At 70.1% G+C, this 22,199-nt stretch carries 11 protein-coding genes; 6 read left to right on the top strand and 5 right to left on the bottom strand.

The genetic code is table 11. The features are described 5' to 3' along the window. Nucleotides 1-25: 25 nt before the first annotated feature. Nucleotides 26-1,828, bottom strand: coding sequence for a monovalent cation:proton antiporter-2 (CPA2) family protein (locus WMF46_RS29355; RefSeq protein WP_437980236.1), 1,803 nt, complete (start codon nt 1,826-1,828; stop codon nt 26-28). Between the two features lie 44 nt (nt 1,829-1,872). Here WMF46_RS29355 and WMF46_RS29350 point away from each other — a divergent pair, with 44 nt between their 5' ends. From WMF46_RS29350 to WMF46_RS29340, 3 genes are all read left to right on the top strand, one after another. Then, nucleotides 1,873-3,276 (top strand): B12-binding domain-containing radical SAM protein, encoded by a 1,404-nt coding sequence (locus WMF46_RS29350; RefSeq protein ID WP_437980235.1) that lies wholly within the window; start codon nt 1,873-1,875, stop codon nt 3,274-3,276. Nucleotides 3,277-3,705: 429 nt separating this feature from the next. Continuing rightward, the gene (locus WMF46_RS29345; RefSeq protein ID WP_437980234.1) at nt 3,706-5,244 is read left to right on the top strand and encodes a hypothetical protein; all 1,539 of its coding nucleotides are present in this window, start codon (nt 3,706-3,708) and stop codon (nt 5,242-5,244) included. Between the two features lie 531 nt (nt 5,245-5,775). After that, nucleotides 5,776-7,338, top strand: coding sequence for a hypothetical protein (locus tag WMF46_RS29340; RefSeq protein ID WP_437980233.1), 1,563 nt, complete (start codon nt 5,776-5,778; stop codon nt 7,336-7,338). 33 nt (nt 7,339-7,371) lie between these two features. Here the strand turns inward: WMF46_RS29340 and WMF46_RS29335 are convergent, their stop codons facing one another. Then, nucleotides 7,372-7,893 carry a hypothetical protein gene (locus WMF46_RS29335; protein WP_437980232.1) on the bottom strand — a complete coding sequence of 174 codons (522 nt, stop codon included), beginning with the start codon at nt 7,891-7,893 and terminating at the stop codon, nt 7,372-7,374. 453 nt (nt 7,894-8,346) lie between these two features. On the opposite strand from WMF46_RS29335, the gene WMF46_RS29330 reads away from it, so the two are divergent. Next, a complete protein-coding gene (locus tag WMF46_RS29330) occupies nt 8,347-13,200 on the top strand; it encodes a hypothetical protein (RefSeq protein WP_437980231.1) in 4,854 nt (1,617 codons plus the stop codon). Between the two features lie 492 nt (nt 13,201-13,692). Further along, a complete protein-coding gene (locus WMF46_RS29325; protein ID WP_437980230.1) occupies nt 13,693-14,823 on the top strand; it encodes a protein kinase domain-containing protein in 1,131 nt (376 codons plus the stop codon). 151 nt (nt 14,824-14,974) lie between these two features. Here WMF46_RS29325 and WMF46_RS29320 read toward each other — a convergent pair whose 3' ends face one another. Continuing rightward, nucleotides 14,975-16,192 carry a glycosyltransferase gene (locus WMF46_RS29320; protein ID WP_437980229.1) on the bottom strand — a complete coding sequence of 406 codons (1,218 nt, stop codon included), beginning with the start codon at nt 16,190-16,192 and terminating at the stop codon, nt 14,975-14,977. Nucleotides 16,193-17,044: 852 nt separating this feature from the next. Then, nucleotides 17,045-19,621 (bottom strand): collagen-like triple helix repeat-containing protein, encoded by a 2,577-nt coding sequence (locus WMF46_RS29315; RefSeq protein ID WP_437980228.1) that lies wholly within the window; start codon nt 19,619-19,621, stop codon nt 17,045-17,047. A gap of 585 nt (nt 19,622-20,206) precedes the next feature. Here WMF46_RS29315 and WMF46_RS29310 point away from each other — a divergent pair. Beyond that, the gene (locus WMF46_RS29310) at nt 20,207-20,779 is read left to right on the top strand and encodes a GNAT family N-acetyltransferase (protein ID WP_437980227.1); all 573 of its coding nucleotides are present in this window, start codon (nt 20,207-20,209) and stop codon (nt 20,777-20,779) included. A gap of 622 nt (nt 20,780-21,401) precedes the next feature. Here the strand turns inward: WMF46_RS29310 and WMF46_RS29305 are convergent. Continuing rightward, nucleotides 21,402-22,136, bottom strand: a complete 735-nt coding sequence (locus WMF46_RS29305; RefSeq protein WP_437708526.1) for a DUF7873 family protein — start codon at nt 22,134-22,136, stop codon at nt 21,402-21,404. Nucleotides 22,137-22,199: the final 63 nt, after the last annotated feature.

Raw genomic sequence — 22,199 nt, 5'->3', positions numbered from 1 at the left:
CCGGCGGCGGCCCGCTCGCTTCGCGTCACACCGCCGCGGCCTCGTCGTCCCTGCCGGACGGCGCGATCTCGTCGGACTCGAACAGGCCTTCGAGCTCCTGCGCCGCCTGCTTCGCCGCCTCGATGAGCTTGACCTCGTCGTTGTGCACCGCGTGCCCGCGGAGGAGCACCTTCTCGTCGTGGGCCCTGAACCGCTCGATGGTCGCGCGGGCGTCCCGCTCGCGCATCCCGAGGCCCTCGAGCACGCGCCCCGCCACCTCGAGCGACGACAGGAACGTCTCCCGCTCCAGCACCGTCACGCCGATATCCATCAGCTGATACGCGTGCTGGCGGTTCCTGGCGCGCGCGTAGATCAGGAGGTCCGGGAAGTGCCGCTTCACCACCTCCGCCGTCTTCACCGACGACGCGACGTCGTCGATGGCCAGCACGAAGATCTTCGCCTTGTCGGCGCGCGCCGCGCGGAGCAGGTCGAGCCGGGAGGCGTCCCCGTAGTAGATCTTGTTGCCGTACTTGCGGACGAAGTCGACCTGCGTCGGGCTCGCGTCGAGCGCGGTGAAGGGGATCTTCCTCGTGCGGAGGACGCGAGAGACGATCTGGCCGAAGCGGCCGTATCCGGCGATGATGACCCTCGGGTCGTCGTCGTCGATGGCGTCGAACTCGCGCTCTGGCCTGCCCCCCTGCCATCGCTTGACGAGCGCGTCGCCGAGCGCGATGACGAGCGGCGTGACCGCCATGGACAGGGTGACCACGACGACGAGGAGGTCGGCGAGGAGCCTGTCCATGAGGCCCTGTCCCGCGGCCATCCCGAAGAGGACGAAGGCGAACTCGCCCCCCTGCGGGAGCGCGAGCGCGAGGTCGCGCGCGGAGCCCTTCGCGTGCCCGGCCGCCCTGCCCAAGACGAAGAGGACGGCGGCCTTGAGCGCCATCACGCCAAGGACGAGCCCGAGGACGAGCAGCGGCCGCTCGATGACGAGGCCGATGTTCGCCGACATCCCGACGGCGATGAAGAAGAGCCCCATGAGCAGGCCCTTGAAGGGCTCGATGTCCGCCTCGAGCTCGTGGCGGTACTCCGAGTCGGCGAGCAGCACGCCCGCCATGAAGGCGCCGAGCGACATGGAGAGGCCCACCTGCACCATGAGGAGCGCCGTGCCGAGCACGACGAGCAGGGCCGCCGCGGTGAAGATCTCGTGGGCGTGGGTGGCGGCGATGGCCCGGAAGACGGGGCGCACGAGGTAGCGGCCGCCGGCGACGACCGCGAGCAGCACGGCCACGGCCTTGAGCGACGAGGCCACGGCGCTCCCCTCGGCGGGGGCCGCGCCCGCGGTGCCGAGCAGGGGGAGCACCGCGATCAGCGGGATCACGGCGAGGTCCTGGAAGAGCAGGATGGCGAACGCGGAGCGGCCGTGCTGCGACTGCATCTGGCCCTTCTCGGCCAGGATCTGCAGGACGAACGCCGTCGACGAGAGCGAGAGCCCGACGCCCGCGATGGCCGCCGTGTCGGCGCGCAGGCCGAGCGCGGCGCCGATGAGCGCGATGAGCGCGCCCGTGACGGCGACCTGCGCGCCGCCGAGGCCGAACACGGCGCGGCGGAGCACCCAGAGCCGCGACGGCTGGAGCTCGAGGCCGATGAGGAAGAGGAGCAGCACGACGCCGAGCTCCGAGAAGTGGAGGGTGTCTTCGACGTTGGCGATGATCCGCAGCCCCCACGGGCCGAGCAGCGCGCCCGCGACGAGGTAGCCGAGCACCGCGCCGAGGCCGATCCGCTTGAACAGCGGCACGGCGACGACGGCCGCGCCGAGAAAGACTGCGGCGTCAGAGAGCAAGCTCATTCGTCGTGGGTCTCCTTGAGGCTCCGTGATAAGCACGATCCGCCATGCAGATCGAGCTCATCGCCACGGCAAGCGAAGATTCCGCGTGCCTGCCCCGTGTGGGGCTCGGCACCCTCGCGGCGCTCACGCCCCCCGAGGATGAGATCATCTACACGGATGACGTCGTGCAGCCGTTCGATCTCCAGCGCGACGTGAAGGACGTCGACCTCGTCGGGATCAGCGTCGACAGCAAGACCGCCCGCCGCAGCTACGATATCGCCGCCGCTTACCGCAGGCGCGGCGTGAAGGTGGTGCTCGGCGGCATCCACCCGACGGCCTGCCCCGACGAGGCCCTGCAGCACGCGGACGCCGTCGTGGTCGGCGAGGCCGAGGACGCCTGGCCGGCCCTGCTCGCGGACGTGAAGCGCGGCGAGCTCAAGCCGTTCTACCGCCCGGAGCTGCCGGACCTCGCTGGCAGGCCTGCGCCGCGGCGCGACCTGTTCACCTCCAAGAAGTACATCCCGTTCCAGGTCGTGCAGACGATGCGCGGCTGCCCGTATCCGTGCGAGTTCTGCAGCGTGTCGACGGCGAACGGCACCACGATGCGGTTCCGCCCGACCGACGAGGTGCTGAGCGAGCTCCGTTCGCTCGGCAAGCTCATCATGTTCGCGGACGACAACGTGATGATCCACCGGGCTTACTCGAAAGAGCTCTTCACCCGGATGATCCCGCTGAAGAAGCACTGGATAGGCCAGTGCTCGCTCGCCGCGGTCAAGCGCCTCGAGAACGTGAAGCTCATGGCCGAGAGCGGGTGCAAGGCGCTCTTCATCGGCTTCGAGAGCATCGACGAGGAGACGGTGAAGTTCACCGGAAAGCGGCAGAACCGTCCCTCCCAGTACAAGGACACGATGGCGATGCTCCACGATCACGGCATCTCCGTCTGGGGGAGCTTCGTCTTCGGCTTCGATACGGACGATCCCGAGGTGTTCGATCGCACCGTGGAGTTCGGCATCGACATGAAGCTGACGATGGCGCTGTATGCCATCCTCACCCCGTACCCCGCGACGCAGCTGTACCGCCGCCTCAAGGCGGAGGGGCGCCTCACCGACGAGCGCTGGTGGCTGCGCCGCGACCACGACGCCGGCTCGCCCTATTTCGTCCCCAAGCAGATGTCGCGGGAGCGGCTCCGGGAGGGGTGGGTGTCCGCGTGGACGAAGTTCTACTCGCCGTCCTCGATCTGGCGCAGGTTCACCCTCACACGGCAGTCGAGCTGGATCCAGCTGGCGGGCTTCTTTCCGCTGAATTTCATGCAGCACACGCTGGCGCACCGCAAGATCGCGGGCGGCGAGCAGCGCTTCCGCTCCGGCGTGCACATCGAGGAGACGGCCGCTTCGTCCGTGGCGCAGCCGCCGCCGGAGCCGCAGCCCGCGAGGGCCAAGGGCCCTCGGCAGCTCCCGATCATCGGATAGCCGATCCCCTGGCGCCAGCTTCGCGCCCTGTGCGTGCGTGGGCGCCGTCCTGCACGCTGCGGGGCAATGGTACGCTCCGGCGCAATGGTGCCGCGCTCCGCTCGCCGGCAATGAGGCGGCGCCCTGGCGCGGCGCGCGTCGTCTGGGCGCGCCGCAGGACGCCGCGCCTCGGCCGCTCGGGCGCCCGCGGCAGACCAGGCGCGCCGCGGCTCGCGGAGCGCCCGCAGCGCATCGGTGGATGTGGGCAATCGACGGCTCGCGGATTGACAGCAGCGCACGGTGAGCGAGCGACATTCGTCTGTCGCGCTTGCAGTGCGATTGTCGCTTGCTGATTTTGCTACACTCGCGTGAGCTCCTGGAATGCCGGGATAGCGAGCGGGGTGTGAGCCCGCTTTGTCGCGGCATCGAGGATCCCCAAGCGGAGGTGTCATGGGTCGACGTCGGTTCTCCTTCTCGCTCCTCATCATGGTTGGCGCCGCCGTGTCCAGCCCTGGCTTCGCGGCCAGCTGCAGCGCGACGGGTCCGTCCAACCAGCTCGACTCGAGCGGTGCTGGCGAACCAGGCGCGGGGGCGGGCGGTACGACCGGCGGAGTCGACGGGCAGGGTGGGTTCCTCGACATCGATGGAGGGCGGGAGCCGCACAGCGATGTGACGGTGAACTCTTGTGGGAGCGCGTGCGGCGACAGGGAGCTATGTACCGGCGCGACCCTGGGCCTGGACGACGACTGCGATGGTTCGATCGACGAGACGTGCGCCTGCATCCCCGGTCAGGCGCACTCCTGCTTCCGCGGCGATCCGTCGTTCCGGAACAGCGAGGGCTGCTTTCCTGGCACCCAGCTCTGTGACGAGACCGGCACCTGGGGCCCGTGCGTCGGCGGCGTGCACGCCGACGAGAACTGCCATATGGATAGCGGCGCTCCGTGCCGCCCGATGCAGGCGTCGCCCTTCGCGAACCTCGACCTCAAGGCGGGCACTGGCGCGTTCCGCGCGGACGCGGTGGCGGGATCCGAGGTGTGGACGGTGGACTGCCCCGATGGCGTCGACCCCTGCCCCGGCGTCAGCGGCACCGATCCAGCGGACGATTTCAAGCCTCTGCAGTCGGGCGAGTACACTGTCACGTACACGAAGCGCGTCGCGGGCGGCGCTACCCAGAGCTGCCAGTACCCGCTCTTCGTCAGCGCGGGGGGCCTGCGCGTCGAGCTCGAGTGGGAGCACGACGTCGGTGTCGTCGATCTCGAGGGGGAGCACGACGTCTCTGTCGTCGATCTCGATCTGCACCTCCACAAGCCGAACGACACGCAACCCTGGAGTATGTCGGGCTCGGCGGCGGACTGCGGCTATTACAACTGCACCATCGACCACTTCTCGTCAAAATCCTCGGATATCCGCTGGTTCTTGAACAGCGCGAGGCTACCGGATCCCGTGAACTGGTATCTCGACCCGGTGCCGGGCAACAATGGCTGCTTCAACGCCCCTCGGGGCGTGGGGAAAAAATGGGAGGCCCACGGTCTTGGCTGCCACAACCCGCGGCTCGACCTCGACAACTATAAATGCAGCCCCGAGGTGAAGGACCCCGACCACGAATTATTCTGCGCGCCGGAGAACATCAACCTCGACTATCCGCCGAAGCGCCAGTGGATGCGCATCGGCGTATATTACTACGGTCATGGCGGGGTGACCCAGGATATCCACCCCCGGATCAAGATCTTCTGCAACAGCGCCCTCGGGGCCGATCTCGGGCCAGCAGGGTTCTATAGCCCGGAGCGGCCCGTCGCGTTCGCGCCCGCGGACCAACGCAAGCGGTTCTGGCTCGTCGCCGACGTGCTCTTCCCCGAGCCGGACGAGTGCGGCCAGGCGGCCTGCATCGTGCAGCCACTCTATGAGAACGCCAGCGCGAAGACGCCGCTGCTCACCACGCGGGAGGACGCCGAGGCGAGCTTCGGTCCCGCCTACCCCTCGCTGCCGTGAAGGGCGCGCGCCGCGCGCCCTGATCCGTATCCCGTCCAGCTCACCAGCCAGGCCTCGCGACGTCAGCGCGCGCGAGCGCACGGGCTCTGCCGGCGCCACCTCGCCCCGCGCGCCGAGGCCGTGAGGCGCAACGCCACACCGGCCAGCAAGGCAAGCTCCGTGGCGATCTGTCTGAGGATGATTTGTCTGACTCCTTGGATGAGCCGGTGATTCGCCTGACTCCGCGTCTGGCGAGAGCGCGCCTCGCCGGCTGAAGGCGGCTCATTGTGGCCATCGCCGGACGGAGTCCGTGCTAGGGAGTCCTCCTCCAGCGACTCACCCTGCTGAGTTTGCATGGCAGTAACCCTTGTTACTCGATGAGGGTCGGGGCTTCGTGATCTGCCGTCCCGAGCCGCGCTTTCGCGCGCGCTGGGGACACCGGTATCCGCTTTGCTTCACGCCGTAGTGCCTGGTGCACGGCGCGCTTCGCCGTCGCGCGGAGCGGGCGCAGGCCGCCGCGACACCGCGTCTAGGTCTCCAAGTGGAGGTATCATGTCTCGTCTTCGTGTCTCCTCCGTGCTCCCCGTCGTGATCGCGATCGCGGCGTCGGGCGCCGGTTTCGCGGCCGGCTGCAGCGCGGAAGGCAAGCGGCTCACGTTCGATCTGACGACGGGCGGCAGCTCGCACGCCGGCGGGGCGGGCGGCGCCGGCGGGGCGGGGGGCGCCGACGTGGCGACCCCCCAGCCTGGCGACTCGGAAGGCTACGGCGGCTTCCTCGGCGATATCGATGGAGGGGTGCACGAGGGCCTGCCGGTGACGATCAACCCGTGCGGGAGCGCCTGCGGTCCGACGGAGCTGTGCGGCGTGGATGAGCTCGGCGTGGATCACGCCGGGCTGGACGACGACTGCAACGGGATGATCGACGAGAGCTGCGGGTGCATCGCCGGGCAGGCGCACTCCTGCTTTCGCGGCGATCCGTCGTTCCGGCGCAGCCCGGGGTGCTTCCCCGGCACCCAGATCTGCGACGAGACGGGCACGTGGGGCCCCTGCGTCGGCGGCGTGCACGCGGACCAGGACTGCCACCGGAACGACATGGCGGGCTGCCACCCGCTCCAGGCGGCCCCGTTCGCCACCGTCGATCTGAAGGAGGGCACCGGCTCGTTCAGCGAGGACGCGCGTCCGGACTCCGAGGTGTGGACGGTGACGTGCCCGCCGGGCGTGAACCCGTGCCCCTCGGTGGCCGGGCAGGGGCCGGCGGACGATTTCAAGCCGCTCCAGTCGGGCGAGTACACGGTCACGTACACGAAGACCCTGGAGAGCGGTGAGACCGCGAGCTGCGTTTACCCGCTGTTCGTCGGCGCCCGCGGCCTCCGCGTCGAGCTCGAGTGGGAGCACGAGCCGAGCAGCGTGGATATGGACCTCTACCTCCACAAGCCGGACAACATGCAGCCCTGGACGGTCGGCGGCTCCAGCGCCGCGTGCGGGTACGGGAACTGCACGCTCGACAGCCTGTCGGGCGGCTCGGCCATCACGTGGTTCAGCGACACGGCGACGCCCCCCGAGCCGGTGAACTGGTACCTGGATCCGGAGGAGACCAACAACAGCTGCTTCTACGCGCCTCGCGGCGTGGGGGACGACTGGCGCGACCACGGCAGGGGGTGCCACAGCCCGCGGCTCGATCTCGACAACATCTCCTGCGCCCACCGCACCACGGACCCGGACGACCCGACCTTCTGCGCGCCGGAGAACATCAACGTCGATTTCCCGCCCAAGGCCAGCTGGATGCGCATCGCGGTGCACTACTTCGGCGGCAGCGTGTCGTTCGACGTGCACCCGCGGATCAAGATCTACTGCAACGGCGAGCTCGGGGCCGACCTCGGGCCCACCGGTTTCTACGACCCCGAGGTGCCCGTCGCCTTCGTTCCGGAGGACTCAGGCGACAGGTTCTGGCTGGTCGCCGACGTGATCTTCCCCGAAGCGGGGGAGTGCGGGGGCGATACGTGCGTCGTCAGGCCGATCTACCGGGACGAGACCGTGAAGACGCCGTACCTCTCGACGGTCCGCGACGTCCGCAACGACTTCGGTCCGGCCTACCCCAGCCTGTCGCGGCCCTGACGGCGCGGCGCTGGCCGGCGGCGGGCGCGCCCCTCACGCCTCGACGCCGGCCCGCCTGAGGAAGGCGAGCGCGGGTCCGAGCGCGTACGCGGGCGCCCTGGCCAGGCGCAGCTGCTCCCCGGTCGACAGGTGGAGGAGCAGCCAGCGCGGCGCGAGGCCCGGCTCGTCGACGTCCGTGTCCGAGGCGGGCGGGGTCGAGACGCCGACGATCGACTGGATCGGCAGGATCCGCCGGAAGCCACGGCCGTCCTGGACGAGCTCGTCGCGCTCGAAGTCGAGGCGGAACAGCCCGTGGAGCCGGCGGCGCCGGCGGACGGCGAGCAGCGCGGCGGCGGCTCCGGCGGTCCACGTCCCCGCGATGAAGAGGATGGGGAAGGGGGCCGCGCGCGCCGCCACGATGCCCGCCACGACGAGCGAGGCGACGAGCGCGAACGCGGCGACGCGACGGACGGCGAGGTCGAGGTCGTCGCCATGGCACTCGCAGACGAGCACGGTGGGGCCTTGCGCCAGGATGGTGCCGTCGGTGTTCGAGAGCAGGACGTCTCCGTCAGGCACTGAGGTCCTTCCGATCGGGGGAGGGGGTCGAATACCGCAGCCTCGCCAGCGAGGCGAGGGGGCGACGGGAGAGAAGGTCGTTCCGAGCCTCCGGGGTCATCCTGGACGTTAACCAAGCTTCGCGCCCTGAACGTGACCGAATCCGTCCCCGCCCGGAGACGCTCGGCGAAAAGGCGACAGCAGCCGTCAATCGCCTAACGCCCGGCGGCGCAGCGCGGTCGCGCGGGGAGCGGGGAGCGAGGCGGAAAAGGCATCGAATGCCCGTGGATTGGCCAGGAATGGCGAGGGGGTGGCGCGCGTGGTACGTGGTATGCCGCGGTGCCGGCGAGGGCGAGCAGGCCCGCCCCTCGCGCGACCGGGGCGGTCGTCGCGGCGACTCGGGTCGAGGTTCTCATGGGGGCATGCGCGCTCGGGACCGAGCTGCCAGAGGAGGACTCTGCGATGAGGTGGATTGTGAGACAGGCATTGCTCGCGGCGGCGGTGTGCTCGATCGCGGGCTGCGCCGAGGAGCGGCCGGCCATCAGCCAGGTTCAGGCGAACGCGCTGGCGAAATCGTTCTTCGTCGGCGCCGATCTGCAGAGCAGGGAGGACGATCCCGAGTTCTGGGCGCGGACCACGGTGGTCGACGTGGGGTACGGCGCCTCGCAGGACGGGCTCTTCTCCTCCTCGTACGCTCAGGCCGATGTCGCGCGCATCAAATGGATCATCCAGGAAGACCTCCTGCTCGGGCGCCTCACCTACGAGCGCGTGAACGACAGCGACGGCAAGGGCGCAGGCGCCGCCACGGACGATGGCGTCGTGGTCGTCGCCTACAAGATCCTCTCCCATTTCGACGTCCAGCGCGATTACAACCGAGCGACGGGGGAAGAGAGCAACGTCGTCGTCGAAAATACGACCGACCGTCCATGGTACGAGCGCGAGTACATGCGGGTCGACTGGTCGAAGAACCTGAACGTCGACTCCTACGACTTCGACACGCTGTCGCTCATCGGCGTCTACGGCGGCGTGCAGTACGAGCCGCTCTCCTACTACGTCAGCGACCCGAGCCACCCGGACGCGCCCCATTTCGACGCCGAGGAGGGGTATTTCGACGTCACCAACAAGGCCTTCGCGGTGCCCCAGCTCGTCGATCTCAGCCACCTCGGGTGGGGCATCGACAGCTTCCCGGCCTGCATGCTCGACACGGACTTCGCGGGCGGCACCGCGCCGGTCGGATCGTGCAACCCCGTCGAGATCACCCTCCGGCAGTCGTTCCGGCGCGTCGTCGATCGGGACTACGAGCCGGCCGAGTGGGACGGCTACCGGTTCCGGGCGTTCGGCGCCTTCGTGCGAGAGCGCTCCGGCTACGCCCGCAACTACGGGATGAGCGACGCCAAGTGGCACCGCATGATCTCCCGTTACAACATCTGGGAACGCAGCCACTACTACGACGATCCGGAGAGCATGACGGGCGAGATCCCGTGCTTCACCCCCGAGACCACCCCCGCCGGCGCAGATCCGCACCGCGACCAGGACCGGAACGGGACCGAGGACGAGTGCGAGGCCGTCACAGGGGCCTCGATGGCCCGGGATGGCGGGATGGAGGCGGTGGGGCCCGGCTCGCGGTGCGATACCTTCAAGCAACGGTGCACCCTGCCCTACCAGCGGCGCGAGGCCGTGCCGCAGGCGTGGTACGTGACCTCGGACAGCAACCCCGATTATTTCGTCGCCACGGACATGGCAGCCCACGAGTGGGACGTCGCCCTGCGCAGCGCCGTCGTCACCGCCAAGTACGCCGAGTGCGTCCGGACGCAAGGGGACGCCGCGCGCTGCGGCGAGGCGTTCCCTGTCTACGACGGGCAGATGGACGATGACGCCGACGCCATCGCGCTCTCGCGCGAGGTCGACGCGTGCCGGCGCGGCGCGGCGCGCGAGGGGCAGCCCTGCGAGGCCGTCGCCGACGAGATCGGCGCGCGGCGCGGGTACTCGAGGGGCGTCATCGCGCTCGCGAAGATGCCCGAGATGATCGTGCTTTGTCACAGCCCCGTCGAGGCGGCCGACCCCGAGGCGTGCGGCGGTCCGCGGCTCCCGTCGGGCGTGACCGCCAGGATGTGCAGCGACGAGCGCCGCAAGGAAGCAGGGCGTGACCCCGCGCTGATGAAGGCGTGCCGCGAGGCGCTGAACGCGCGGATCGGCGACCTGCGCTATCACCAGATCAACAACTTCGAGGCGCCGCAATCGCCCTCCGCCTGGGGCATCTACAGCGACTCGGAGGACCCGCTCACCGGCGAGAAGGTCGCGGCGAGCATCAATGTCTGGACGCACGTCAGCGACATCTGGAGCCAGGGCGTCGTGGACACGGCCCGCTACATCAAGGGAGAGCTCAAGACCGAAGACGTGACCGACGGCGATTACGTCCGGGACTGGGCGCAGGCGAGCGAGAGCGCGTCGAGGGGCGGCGCGCTGCCGCGGCTGACGCGGGAGGAGCTGGCGCGGCGGATCGCCCGGTCCGCCGGGGTGGACGAGGCGGCCGTGTCCGAGGGCACCGGCCAGATGGCGCAGAACCCGGCGCTGCGCGAGAGCCTCCGGCGGCTCTCGAAGGAGGTGCGCGGCATCGCGGCCGACGCCACGGCGCCCGACAGCATGCGCGGGGTCTACGAGGCGCGCCGCAGGGCCGCGGCGGGCACCGAGCTCGAGGCCGAGCTCACGACGAAGGCGATCCAGCAGCTCACCGGCGTCGAGGGGCTGCCGCTCACGGACGAGGTGATGCGCTTCGCCTCGCCGCTCCGAGGGGCGAACCCGAGCGTGCGGCGCGAGCTCGGGAACCTGAAGGAGATCGCGCTCGCCGAGCGCGGCGCGTGCGTGATGCACGAGGCGCCGGCGCCGCTCGCGACCGCCGACCTGGCGGACCTCCTCGAGGAGAAATTCGCGAGCAAGCACGGGCGCTTCGGCGAGGGGGACGCCGCGCAGAAGGCGCGGCGCGCCGAGGCCATGCGGCGCTACCTCGCGCAGCGGGCGCACACCTCGGTGATCCTCCACGAGATGGGCCACTCCGTCGGGCTGCGGCACAATTTCGTGAGCTCCTCCGACGCCTGGGGCTACCGGCCGCAGTACTGGCAGCTCCGCACGAGCAATGGACGGGTGAAGACGCCGTGCGAGACGCTCTCGGAGGACGGCGAGGCCTGCGTCGGGCCGAGGTATTACGACCCCATCACCGAGAACGAGCGCAAGAACCTGATCTGGATGTTCATGCAGTCGTCGACGATGGATTATGCCGGCGAGCCAACGCAGGATCTCATCGGGCTCGGCGCCTATGATTTCGCCGCGGCCCGCCTGTTCTACGGCGATGCCGTCGCCGTGCACGCCGACCCGAGCTACAAGGCGACCACCCCGCGCGGCAAGGGCGTGCTCGCGAAGATCGACGATTTCGGCGGCGTCCTCGGCATCCAGCCCGAGTACGACGACAAGGACATCCATTACTCCGAGCTGCAGAGCAAGTACGAGCTGATCGCGCCGCGCAGCTGCGTCGAGGTCGACCCGAGCGCGTTCGTGCCCTCGGACTGGGACGAGGAGCTGGACGGCGTCTGGCACCCCTTGCTCGACGGCCAGCTCGTGTCGATCGGCGGCAAGACCACGCGGTGCCGGCAGCAGAAGGTCGATTATGTCACCTGGCGCGCGCTGGAGACGCCGAAGGACGTGAAGGGGCCCTCGGTGGACCCGGCGGGGCGGACCCGCCTGCCCTACGGCTTCGCGACCGACCGGTGGGCCGACCTCGGCAACCTGAGCGTGTACCGGCACGACAACGGCGCGGACGCCTACGAGCTCTTCAATTTCTTCGTCACGCAGCAGGAGGTGAACCACATCTTCGACAACTACCGCCGCGGCCGTCAGGCCTTCAGCGTGCGCGCGGCGTCGGAGCGGACCCTGAACCGGTACAACGCGAAGATGCGCGACGGCGCGAAGGGCCTCGGGCTCATCATGAACATCTACCGCGAGTTCGCGCTGGACCACGGCTACGATTTCGACACGTTCTGGGTCCAGGCCGCGAACAGCCTCTTCAAGGAGAACACGCTCGCGGCCGGGATCGCGTTCGATCACTTCTCGCTCCAGATGGCGCGCCCGCAGCCGGGTGAGCACTTCCTGCCGGACGGGGACGCCGTCCTCCGGTCATCGAACGATGTCTTCGGCGATCCAGGGGAACCGCTGGTGGTCGTCCCGAACGGCGCGACAGGCTATTTCGGTGACATCGCCGTCGGGGGCAAGCCGCTCGAGAACGCGCTCGCGGCGGACAAGGGCGAGTACGACTCGTCGTACACGATGAACGCCGGGGCCTATTACGACAAGGCGTGGGTGTCGATGCTGATGACCGAGTCGGTCGACAACTTCATCAGCGACTCGCGGCACGACTTCCTCGACGCGCGCTACCGGGCGGTCTCGCTCGCCGACGTCTTCCCGGAAGGGTACCGCCGCTGGCTCGCCAACAACCTCACGGGCGACGACGCCCTCAAGGGCGTGCGCGTCGAGGCGGACCAGCGCGGCCGGCCGGTCCGGGACGCGAGCGGGTATCCGGCCGGCGCGCTCGGCTGGACCTCGTGGTGGGCCGAGGGCGGGCCGGAGAGCTGCTTCCCCGCGGCCGGGAGCATCGTTTGCAGCTCCTATGGCGCGCCCGACAGCGCGCCGTGGAACCCGCGGGCTCCGGCCAAGGTTGCCATCCTCGACCCGCAGATCGGCTGGGAGCAGCAGAAGTTCCTCATCGCATGGACCCTGCTCTACCTGCCCGAGAACGAGAAGCAGAAGTGGCTGGACATGATGCACGTCTGGGAGGCCGGGGCGGACACCGATCCCGGCTTCCCGGACCGGATCGAGCTCCACCACCCGTCCGGGAAGGTGTTCGTTGCGAAGGCCTACGGGACCGAGACCGTCTTTGGCAAGGTCGTGCAGAAGGGCATCGGCGCGCGTGTCCTGGAGTACGGCAATGAGCTCCTGGCGAAGGCGTATGTCACCGAGCCGGGGCCCGACCTCGACGGCGACGGCAAGGCGGACTGGCACAAGGTGAAGCCGAACCCGGAGACCGGGCGGCCGATCGTGCGGTGGGATCCGACGATCGCCGCCATCGCGGACGACGGCGAGGTCCTGCGGGAAGGCGTGGACGGCTGCAAGGCGGACGCCGACGCGGACGACGACGATGTCAGCGATTTCTACAAGTGCACGTGCTCCTCGAACCGCGCTTGCGTCGCGCTCGAGAGCTACCTCTCGGTGCCCGCCTTCATCCGGCAAGCGCTGGCGGCGTTCAAGCTGGGTGACCCCACGATGAAGGGCCTCCACTGAGCCCGCGCCCTCGCGAGCGGGCCCGTCGCGGAGGACAGGAGGCCACGTCCGAGCACATCCGTTCCTGTCCGATTGCGGCCCCATGATTCCGAGCACATCCGAGCACATTCGAGGGTGGCCTCACGATGATGGGGCGGAGGCCGGGGGAGGCCACAATGGTCGGGGCATCTTGCCGCATGGGGCGATTCGCCCCACGCGACCGCGCGTTCACCGCGGCGCTCCAGGTGTGCCGGGGTGGCTCGGGTTTTGCTGAACTTTTCCATGAAATGACGTGCTGCTGGATACCGCCCAGCCCATGCGGCTCCTGTCTCGGTGACGCAGGACGGCCCGGCGGGTCGCGGCGCCGACGAGCTGCAACCCGGGCCTGCCGTCGTGGAGCGCAGATTCGATCGTAGCGCCGCCGCCGGGACACGGGAAACGCAGAGCAGAGTGGCTCTCCTGCGCCGCGAGCGCCGGGAGGGCCGTTGGCTCGAGGTACGGAGAGGACCAGCGATGGAGTTCGAGAATGTCACGCACGTCCAGAGAGCGCAGGCGCGGGTGGGAATGTCGCTCAACGGCGCGTGGCGGCTGGACGCGCTGATCGGCCTCGGCGGGATGGCGGCCGTCTATGCCGCGACGCACCGGAGGGGCCAGCGGGTCGCGATCAAGCTGCTGCACCCCGAGCGGGCGATGGATCGAGGCGATCGCGCGCGGTTCCTCCGCGAGAAGGCCATCGCGCAGACCGTCGATCACCCGGGGGTCGCCGCGGTGATCGCGGACGACGTGACCGAGGATGGATGGCCGTTCCTCGTGATGGAGCTGCTCGAGGGAGAGAGCCTCCTCCAGCGCTGGAAGGCGCAGAGGGGCCCGCTCCCGCCGGCCGAGGTCCTCTCCGTGAGCGAGCAGATCCTGGACGTGCTCGCGGCCGCGCACGCGAGGGGCGTCGTTCACCGGGATCTGAAGCCTGACAACATCTTCCTCACGCGAGAGCGCGAGGTGAAGATCCTCGATTTCGGCATCGCGCGCCTGCGGGCCCCCTCGGGGCAAACCTCCCTCGTGGGGCTCCGCGCGATGGGCACGCCGGCGTACATGCCGCCCGAGCAGGCCCGCGCGCGCTGGGATCTCGTCGATGCGCGGACGGACCTCTGGGCGCTGGGCGCGACGATGTTCTCGCTGCTGACGGACCGATACGTCCAGGAGGCGCCGACCGTCAACGAGCTCTTCTTCCTGAGGATGACCTGCCCGATTCCGTCGCTCGCGCGGATCGCGCCGTCGATGCATCCGGCCGTGGTGCGGGTGGTGGACCGCGCGCTCGAGTTCGCGCAGGCGGATCGCTGGCCGGATGCGCGGTCGATGCTGGCCGCTGTGCGCGAGGCGCACGCCGCGCTCGCGCTCGCGCCACCCCGGAGCACGCTGGTGCCGCCGCCCCGGAGCACGCTGGTGCCGCCGCCCCGGAGCACGCTGGTGCCGCCGCCCCGGAGCACGCGGGCGCCGGCGACGGACCTGCGCGACCTCGGCGCGCTGGACGAACGGCCGCCTTCGGGTCGTCCCCAGGCGCGGCTTTCCCGGGCGGCGGCGCTCTCGTCGCCGCCGTCGCTCGCGACGAACGCGCGCGCGCGCTCGACGCTCCCTCGCGCGCCGTGAAGCGAGCCGGAGGCAGCGATGGCCTGCCCCCGGCGGCGGGCGACGTGCTCGCCGCGCCGTTTGCGTTTCGCCCTGGGTGTGTGGAGCGTGGGGCGAGCCCGCGAGCAGCTCGCCGGGGGATGGGGGGCGAGCCCGCGAGCAGCCCGCTGGGTTAGGCGTTCAGGCCTGCGAGCAGCTCGCTCGGCCGCAGCATGGCTCGCCGCTCCGACTCGCGCCGGGCCAGCAGGGTCTCGTAGATATCCATGTAGCTCGCCATCATGCGTTCGGCCGAGTAGCGCCGCAGCGCGAGCTTCCTTCCGCGCTTGCCCATCGCCGCGGACTGCACGGGATCCCCCTTGAGCGCGGCGAGCTTGGCGGCGAGCGCGCCCTCGTCGTCCGACGGCACGAGGAAGCCCGTCTCCCCGTCGGCGATCAGGGCAGGGATGCCACCCACGGCGGTCGAGACCACCGGCAACCCCGTGGCCATGGCCTCCACCATGGAGAGCGGCAGGCCCTCGGACTTCGACGAGAGGACGAAGACGTCGCTCGCGGCGAGCAGCCCCGGCACGTCGTGCCGTTCGCCTGCGAAGACGACGCGGTCGCTGATGCCGAGCTCTTCGGCGAGGGCGCGCAGCGAGGCGGCTTCCGGCCCGTCTCCGACCAGGAGGAGGCGCGCGTTGTCCGCGTCGCCCGACAGGATCCCCGCGGCCGCGCGGAGCAGGAGCGCGTGGTTCTTGACCTGCGACAGGCGCCCGACGGCCCCGGCGACCCACGCGTCCTGGGGGATCCCGAGCTCGGCCCGGATGCGGTGCCGGGCCGCGGCGTCCGGCCTGAAACGGGAGAGGTCGATTCCATTCAAGATCACATGAAGCTTCGAGCTCGGTACCTCTTTGTGCGTCAGCATGAAGTCGGCCGTGGACTGCGACACGGCCACGTGCGCGTCGGCGAGCCTGGCGGCCATGTGCCGCAGCCACGCCCTGCGCCCCTGATCGAACATCGCGCCGTGCAGCGTGTGGCACACAGGCACACGGTGCAGCCGGCCTGCGGCCGTGGCGTAGATGAGCGGCAGCTGATTGTGCGAGTGCACGATCGAGACACCGTGCTTGGCGAAGAACGCCGCGAGCTTCCCGGGGAGCTTGAGGTCGAAGCCGGAGCGCTTCGGCAGCATGTGCACCGCGACGTCGCGCTCCCGGAGCTGCGCCGCGCGCGGCCCGTCGGGGTTCGTCTCGATGCCCACGACCATCACCTCATGTCCCGCGGCGCGCTGCAGCCCGGCCAGATCCACCACGACCTGCTCGGCGCCGCCCACCTGGAAGGAGTTCAGTACGTGTGCGATCACGAGGCGGTTGTGGCGTGCTCCGGTCATCGTCGCATGCTCGGTGGTCTTCATATCGTAATCTATGCTCATGGGTCCCCTCTGGGGTGCGCTTCGGGCGAATGTGGTCCGACCTGAGAGAAACCCCTCCTTCGTGTCCGCGTCCCGAGGGGGGCAAATTACCACAGCATCTACGAAGCGAGGAGATTTCTCGGGGTGTCTCCTCGATAGGCTGGGTGCCGCTGGATTGACGTGAGGGGATGTCTTCATCGGCCCGTCCGCTGACTACGTGCAATCGCGCCTGTGGCAGATGGCAACAGCTGTGACAAACAGCGTCGCGGCGGCTTCACGCGCGTGCCAGGGCGGCTCTCCCTGATCCAGGACAGCAGCGATGCCACGCCGACATTCCGGCAGAAATGCCGGAAGCCGCGCATTTTTTTCGGAGCGTGGAAGAGTGCGATGTTCACACAGGCCACCGGTCAGGAATTCATGCGAAAAGCGTGCAAGCTGCCTCACGCGTGCCGGCGGGACATCTGCACCTCCGATGCCGCGACGGTGAGGATTGTCGTCTTTTGTGGGTGAATGTGCGTGTGATGGTGTCCCTGGTGAACGCGGGCTGCTGATTTGGCGGTGTACCGGCGGTGTAAGGGATTCAGGGGAGGGCTGCGACTGGGCCCGCGGCGTCGCTGGCCGTGCTCCTGGGGAGCACGGGCGGACCGCGGTGGTCTGTGCAGGCGGGGCGGCAGATGGGGGGACTGTGCGGCGATGGCACGGTGCGCTGCGGTGCGGCGTGCGGCGTGTGGGGAGCACCGGTGAGGTGCGGAGCCAGCTGTCCCCCGCCCTCGCGGTCACGGTGGACGGGCGGGGGACAGCTGCTCGAGAGATGGGCTCGTGCTCACGCGAGCATGGCCCGCCGGTCTTTCGGGATCAGCGCTCGGACAGCTCGGCGCACACGGCGAAGGTGGTCAGCGACACCGTCTGCGCCTTCTTGCCGAAGCCGCTCTCGAACACGGCGGTCGATGTCCAGCCCGCGCGGCCTTCGGTGGGGTCGAACGGCGAGTTCTCGACCACCCTGCTCGTCGCCTGGGCGCCGCCGGAGATCGAGAATCCGCCGCTGATCACGACTTCACCCGCGTCGCAGAGCGCCTTGACGTTGACGAACGCGCTCGCGGGCGACGCCTCGCGCGTCACGGAGACCACGTGGATCTTCACGAGCCCAGGCGTTCCGGCCGGCCCCTGGGGGCCACGCTCGCCCTTGGGTCCAGCGAGGCCCTGAGGACCGCGCGCGCCGTCGATGCCCTTGCTGCCCTGGAGACCCTGGAGACCGAGGGTCCCCGCGGGGCCCGCGGGGCCGCGCTCGCCGCGCTCGCCCTTGGGTCCGGCCGGCCCCTGGGGACCCGCCTCGCCCTTGGGTCCAGCGAGACCCTGCGGACCGCGCGCGCCGTCGGCGCCCTTGAGGCCCGGAGCGCCGTCAGCGCCCTTGAGGCCGTGAGCGCCGTCGACGCCCTTGAGGCCCTGGAGGCCCTGAGGACCGACGATCCCCGCGGGGCCCTGGAGGCCGCGCTCGCCGCGCTCGCCCTTGGGTCCCTGGGGACCGACCTCGCCCTTGGGTCCAGCGAGACCCTGAGGACCGCGCGCGCCGTCAGCGCCCTTGAGGCCCGGAGCGCCGTCAGCGCCCTTGAGGCCGTGAGCGCCGTCGACGCCCTTGAGGCCCTGGAGGCCCTGAGGACCGACGTGCCCTGCGAGGCCCTGGGGGCCCGGCTCGCCACGCTCGCCCTTGGGTCCCTGGGGACCGACCTCGCCCTTGGGTCCAGCGAGACCCTGAGGACCGCGCGTGCCGTCAGCGCCCTTGAGGCCGTGAGCGCCGTCGGCGCCCTTGAGGCCCTGGAGGCCCTGAGGACCGACGTGCCCTGCGAGGCCCTGGAGGCCGCGCTCGCCGCGCTCGCCCTTGGGTCCCTGGGGACCGACCTCGCCCTTGGGTCCAGCGAGACCCTGAGGACCGCGCGCGCCGTCAGCGCCCTTGAGGCCCGGAGCGCCGTCAGCGCCCTTGAGGCCGTGAGCGCCGTCGACGCCCTTGAGGCCCTGGAGGCCCTGAGGACCGACGTGCCCTGCGAGGCCCTGGGGGCCCGGCTCGCCACGCTCGCCCTTGGGCCCCGCCGGCCCCTGCGGACCGCGCGCGCCGTCAGCGCCCTTGAGGCCCTGCGGACCCATCTCGCCCTTGGGTCCTACCGGTCCCTGCGGACCCATCTCGCCCTTGGGTCCTACCGGCCCCTGCAGACCACGCGGGCCGTCAGCGCCCTTGAGGCCCTGAGGACCGATATGCCCCGCCAGCCCCTGAGGACCCATCTCGCCCTTGGGACCCATGGATCCCGCGGGACCCTGCGGACCGCGCGCGCCGTCGACGCCCTTGAAGCCCTGGAGGCCCTGAGGACCGATGAGCCCCGCCGGCCCCTGAGGACCCATCTCGCCCTTGAGACCCATGGGCCCCGCGGGGCCCTGCGGACCGCGCGCGCCATCGACGCCCTTGAGGCCCTGGGGGCCGATGAGCCCCACCGCCCCTGCCGGCCCCTGCGGACCACGCGCGCCGTCAGCGCCCTTGAAGCCCTGAGGACCGATGTGCCCCGCCGGCCCCTGAGGACCCATCTCGCCCTTGGGCCCTTGCGGACCACGCGCGCCGTCGACGCCCTTGAAGCCCTGGAGGCCCTGGGGACCGATGAGCCCCGCGGTGCCTGCCGGCCCCTGAGGACCCATCTCGCCCTTGGGCCCTTGCGGACCACGCGCGCCGTCGCCGCCCTTGAAGCCCTGGAGGCCCTGGGGACCGATGAGCCCCGCGGTGCCTGCCGGCCCCTGAGGACCCATCTCGCCCTTGGGCCCTTGCGGACCACGCGCGCCGTCGCCGCCCTTGAAGCCCTGGAGGCCCTGGGGACCGATGAGCCCCGCGGTGCCTGCCGGCCCCTGCGGGCCGGCCTCGCCGCGCTCGCCCTTGGGCCCTTGCGGACCCTGCGGACCACGCGCGCCGTCGCCGCCCTTGAAGCCCTGGAGGCCCTGGGGACCGATGAGCCCCGCGGTGCCTGCCGGCCCCTGAGGACCCATCTCGCCCTTGGGCCCTTGCGGACCACGCGCACCATCGACGCCCTTGAAGCCCTGGAGGCCCTGGGGACCGATGAGACCCGCGGTGCCTGCGGCGCCCGCCGGCCCCTGCGGGCCCGCCTCGCCGCGCTCGCCCTTGGGCCCCTGCGGACCGCGCTCGCCCTGCGGCCCAGCGGGCCCCCGCTGCCCCATGGGCCCCTGGGGACCACGCTCCCCCTTCTGAAACTGCTGATACTGCTGTCCCACGAACCCCTTGCCCCTGCCGGGCACGTGGTGCCCGACCTCGTCGGACGCCCCGGCCTCCGCCTTGACGTCTCGCGAATCGCCGGCCCAGCTCGCGCCTGCGCTGGCCATCACCCCGGCAAACCCGGCGAGGATTCCAGCAGAAACCGCACTCGCTCGATACTTTCGCATGTGACTCCGCCTTTCTATCGATTCCGAGCTTCAATGCGCTCGATCCCGCAGACAGCCGCGTTCAGATGAGGTGGAGCCCAGCAGGCGAGTGATTCGGGCGAAGGCCGACTCCGGGACGGATCTCCGCCCGTGCCCCGCACCGACTTCTCGATGAGAGTCCCACCAATTGCCGGCACGAAAAGTCAGGGCGATTCGTCGATGCGGCACCCGACAGGCCACGCCACGATGCGGGCGTGGCCAGGTGCAGCCAGCGCTCGAAGGCTCCAGTCGCCAACCCGCTGTGTCTGGAGCGATCCTAAGTTAATGGGGGCGGTTCACCAAGCCCCTGAAGAGGGGTTGACGGCCGCGACCCCTGTCGAGCAATCGGCGTTCATTCGCGCTCGCGCCGGGGGAAGGCCGCGTCCGCATGCGAAGCCGGGGTATTTGCGGGCATCGAGCGCAGAGCAGGGCGAACGCGTGGAAAGACAGCAGCTCGCGCATGGGAGCACGCAATGGCGCGAAGGGAGCACCAACGCGAGAATCAGGAGACGGCCGCGCACAGGACAGGAAATGGCGAACACGTGGCGGATCGGGTAAGATCGCCGGGTGCCCGGCCTCGACACCGACGATGACGCCCTCCTCTCGACGGAGCGCCTGCGCCTCCGCCCCCACCGGCGGTCGGACGTCCCGTTCATGATGGAGCTGAACTCGGATCCCGAAGTGGTCCGCTACACCGGCGATACAGCGTTCACGTGCGAGGACGAAGCGCGCGCGGTCGTCGCGCGGCTCGCGCGCCAGTTCGAGGACTTCCGCATGGGCCGGTTCATCGTCTCGGACCGGAAGACGGCGGAAAAGCTGGGCTGGTGCGGCCTCAGGTGGCACGACGACCTCGAGGTCGCGGACCTCGGGTACCGCTTCTTCCGCAAGCACTGGGGCAAGGGCTACGCCACGGAGGCGGCCGCCGCGTGCATCCGGTACGCAGTCGAGCAGCTCCGGCTCCCACGCCTCGTCGCGCACGCGATGCTCGAGAACGTCGCGTCGGTCAGGGTCCTGGAGAAGCTAGGATTTCGCCGGACGGGACCGACCGTGTTCAAGGGGCTCGTGGCCGAAGGGTTCGAGCTCCCCCTCTGCCCGCCCGCGTCCCCGGAGGGATCCGACGGAGAGCAGACATGGCGATGACGCCGGCACAGGCGACCAGCCCGGCGGCCGTCAATCACGGAAAACGCGGCGTCGTCGATCGAGCCCGCCGACCCGAAGGCCCCTGAAATAGGTGAGACCCGGGACTGTAGCCTAGTCCCGGGCCTCGGTTTGCCGCCATCTGCGCACACCCACACGTTTAAGGTCGAAGGTCAGTCCTTACACCGCCGTGTTCTGCCATTGAACTACCGGCCATCATGGACCGCGCGCCGGGGCGGGAGCGCCCCGGCGCCGCGCGAGGAGAGGCGACGCCTCACCGCGGCGCGGGCTGGCCAGGCTGGAATTGAACCAGCATCCGACGATTCAAGCCTCCTCCCGTTCGATTGGGTGATCGGCGGCGAATGCTCGAGCCTGGAGTGAGAGCTTGAGACCATTGAACGGGCCAGCGCTGCCTCTTCCAAATTGGGCTACCCCGCCGCGAGAGAAAATGAGGTGGCGGGGGCAGGATTCGAACCTGCGCTTGGGCGCCGAGCCCATCAAGCTGAGCTTGAGCTTCAACTTGCACTCCGCGGCCACGATATCGCTCCGGCGGCCGCGGCGCAAGCGCGGCCGGGGCCGGGGCCGGGGCCGGGGCGGTGAGCGTCAGGCGCGCGTCAGGTGCGCGTCAGGTTCCAAAGAGGAACCCGAGGACGGCGGCGCCGACCTTCTGCTCCTCGACCGTCTGGTTGTTCGCCTCCTCGCGGGCGAACTTGACCGCCTTTTGCAGCTTCTCCACGCGATCGAGCAGCTCGTTGATGCGCCGCGCTGGCAGCGCGCCCGAGAACTTGACCGTCTTCCAGTAACCGACGACCACGTCCTCGTGATAGACCTCCACCTGCGCCGGGTGTTTGTCCGTCGCCTCGGCCTTGACGTGGTTGCGCGGGATCTTCTTGGTCCGCGCCGTCTGCACCGGCTCCGTCGCCCAGGAGTCCGCGGAGGGATCGAAGGTCCAGCTCTCCGACGCGTCGAGCACCGGCAGCTTCCTGATGAAGGTGTTCATGTCGACGAGCTGCTTCTCCAGGAAGAGCAGGTAAGTTACGGGCGCCCCCGCGAGGAGCACCTTGCCGTCGACGACCACGTCCGCGCGGGCCTTGCAGTTCGCATAGTCCTTGGTGGCCGTGACGTCGAAGAGCTCGCCCAGGATGTCGGCGGTGCTCCGGATGATGTCCTCGGCCTTCGCCTGCACCCTCGTCGCCTCGGGCGGGAGCTGCTCGCCCTCCTCGTCCTTCGACCGGTAGGTGCGCGAGATCCCGGAGAGCAACGCCGGCTTCTGCAGCGCGTGGTGCGCCTCGGTGAGGCGCTGGTGGGAGCGGGCCTTGACGCCCTTCTCGATGGCGATGATCTGGTTCAAGCGGGGCATGGCGGTCTCCTAGGAGGACCACCCTATCAGAGGAGCAAAGCACCTGTCAGCGCCGTCGCGTGA

Source organism: Sorangium sp. So ce117, from assembly GCF_051524395.1.
GTDB lineage: Bacteria > Myxococcota_A > Polyangia > Polyangiales > Polyangiaceae > Sorangium > Sorangium cellulosum_B.
This window is presented reverse-complemented; position numbering and strand designations above follow the sequence as displayed.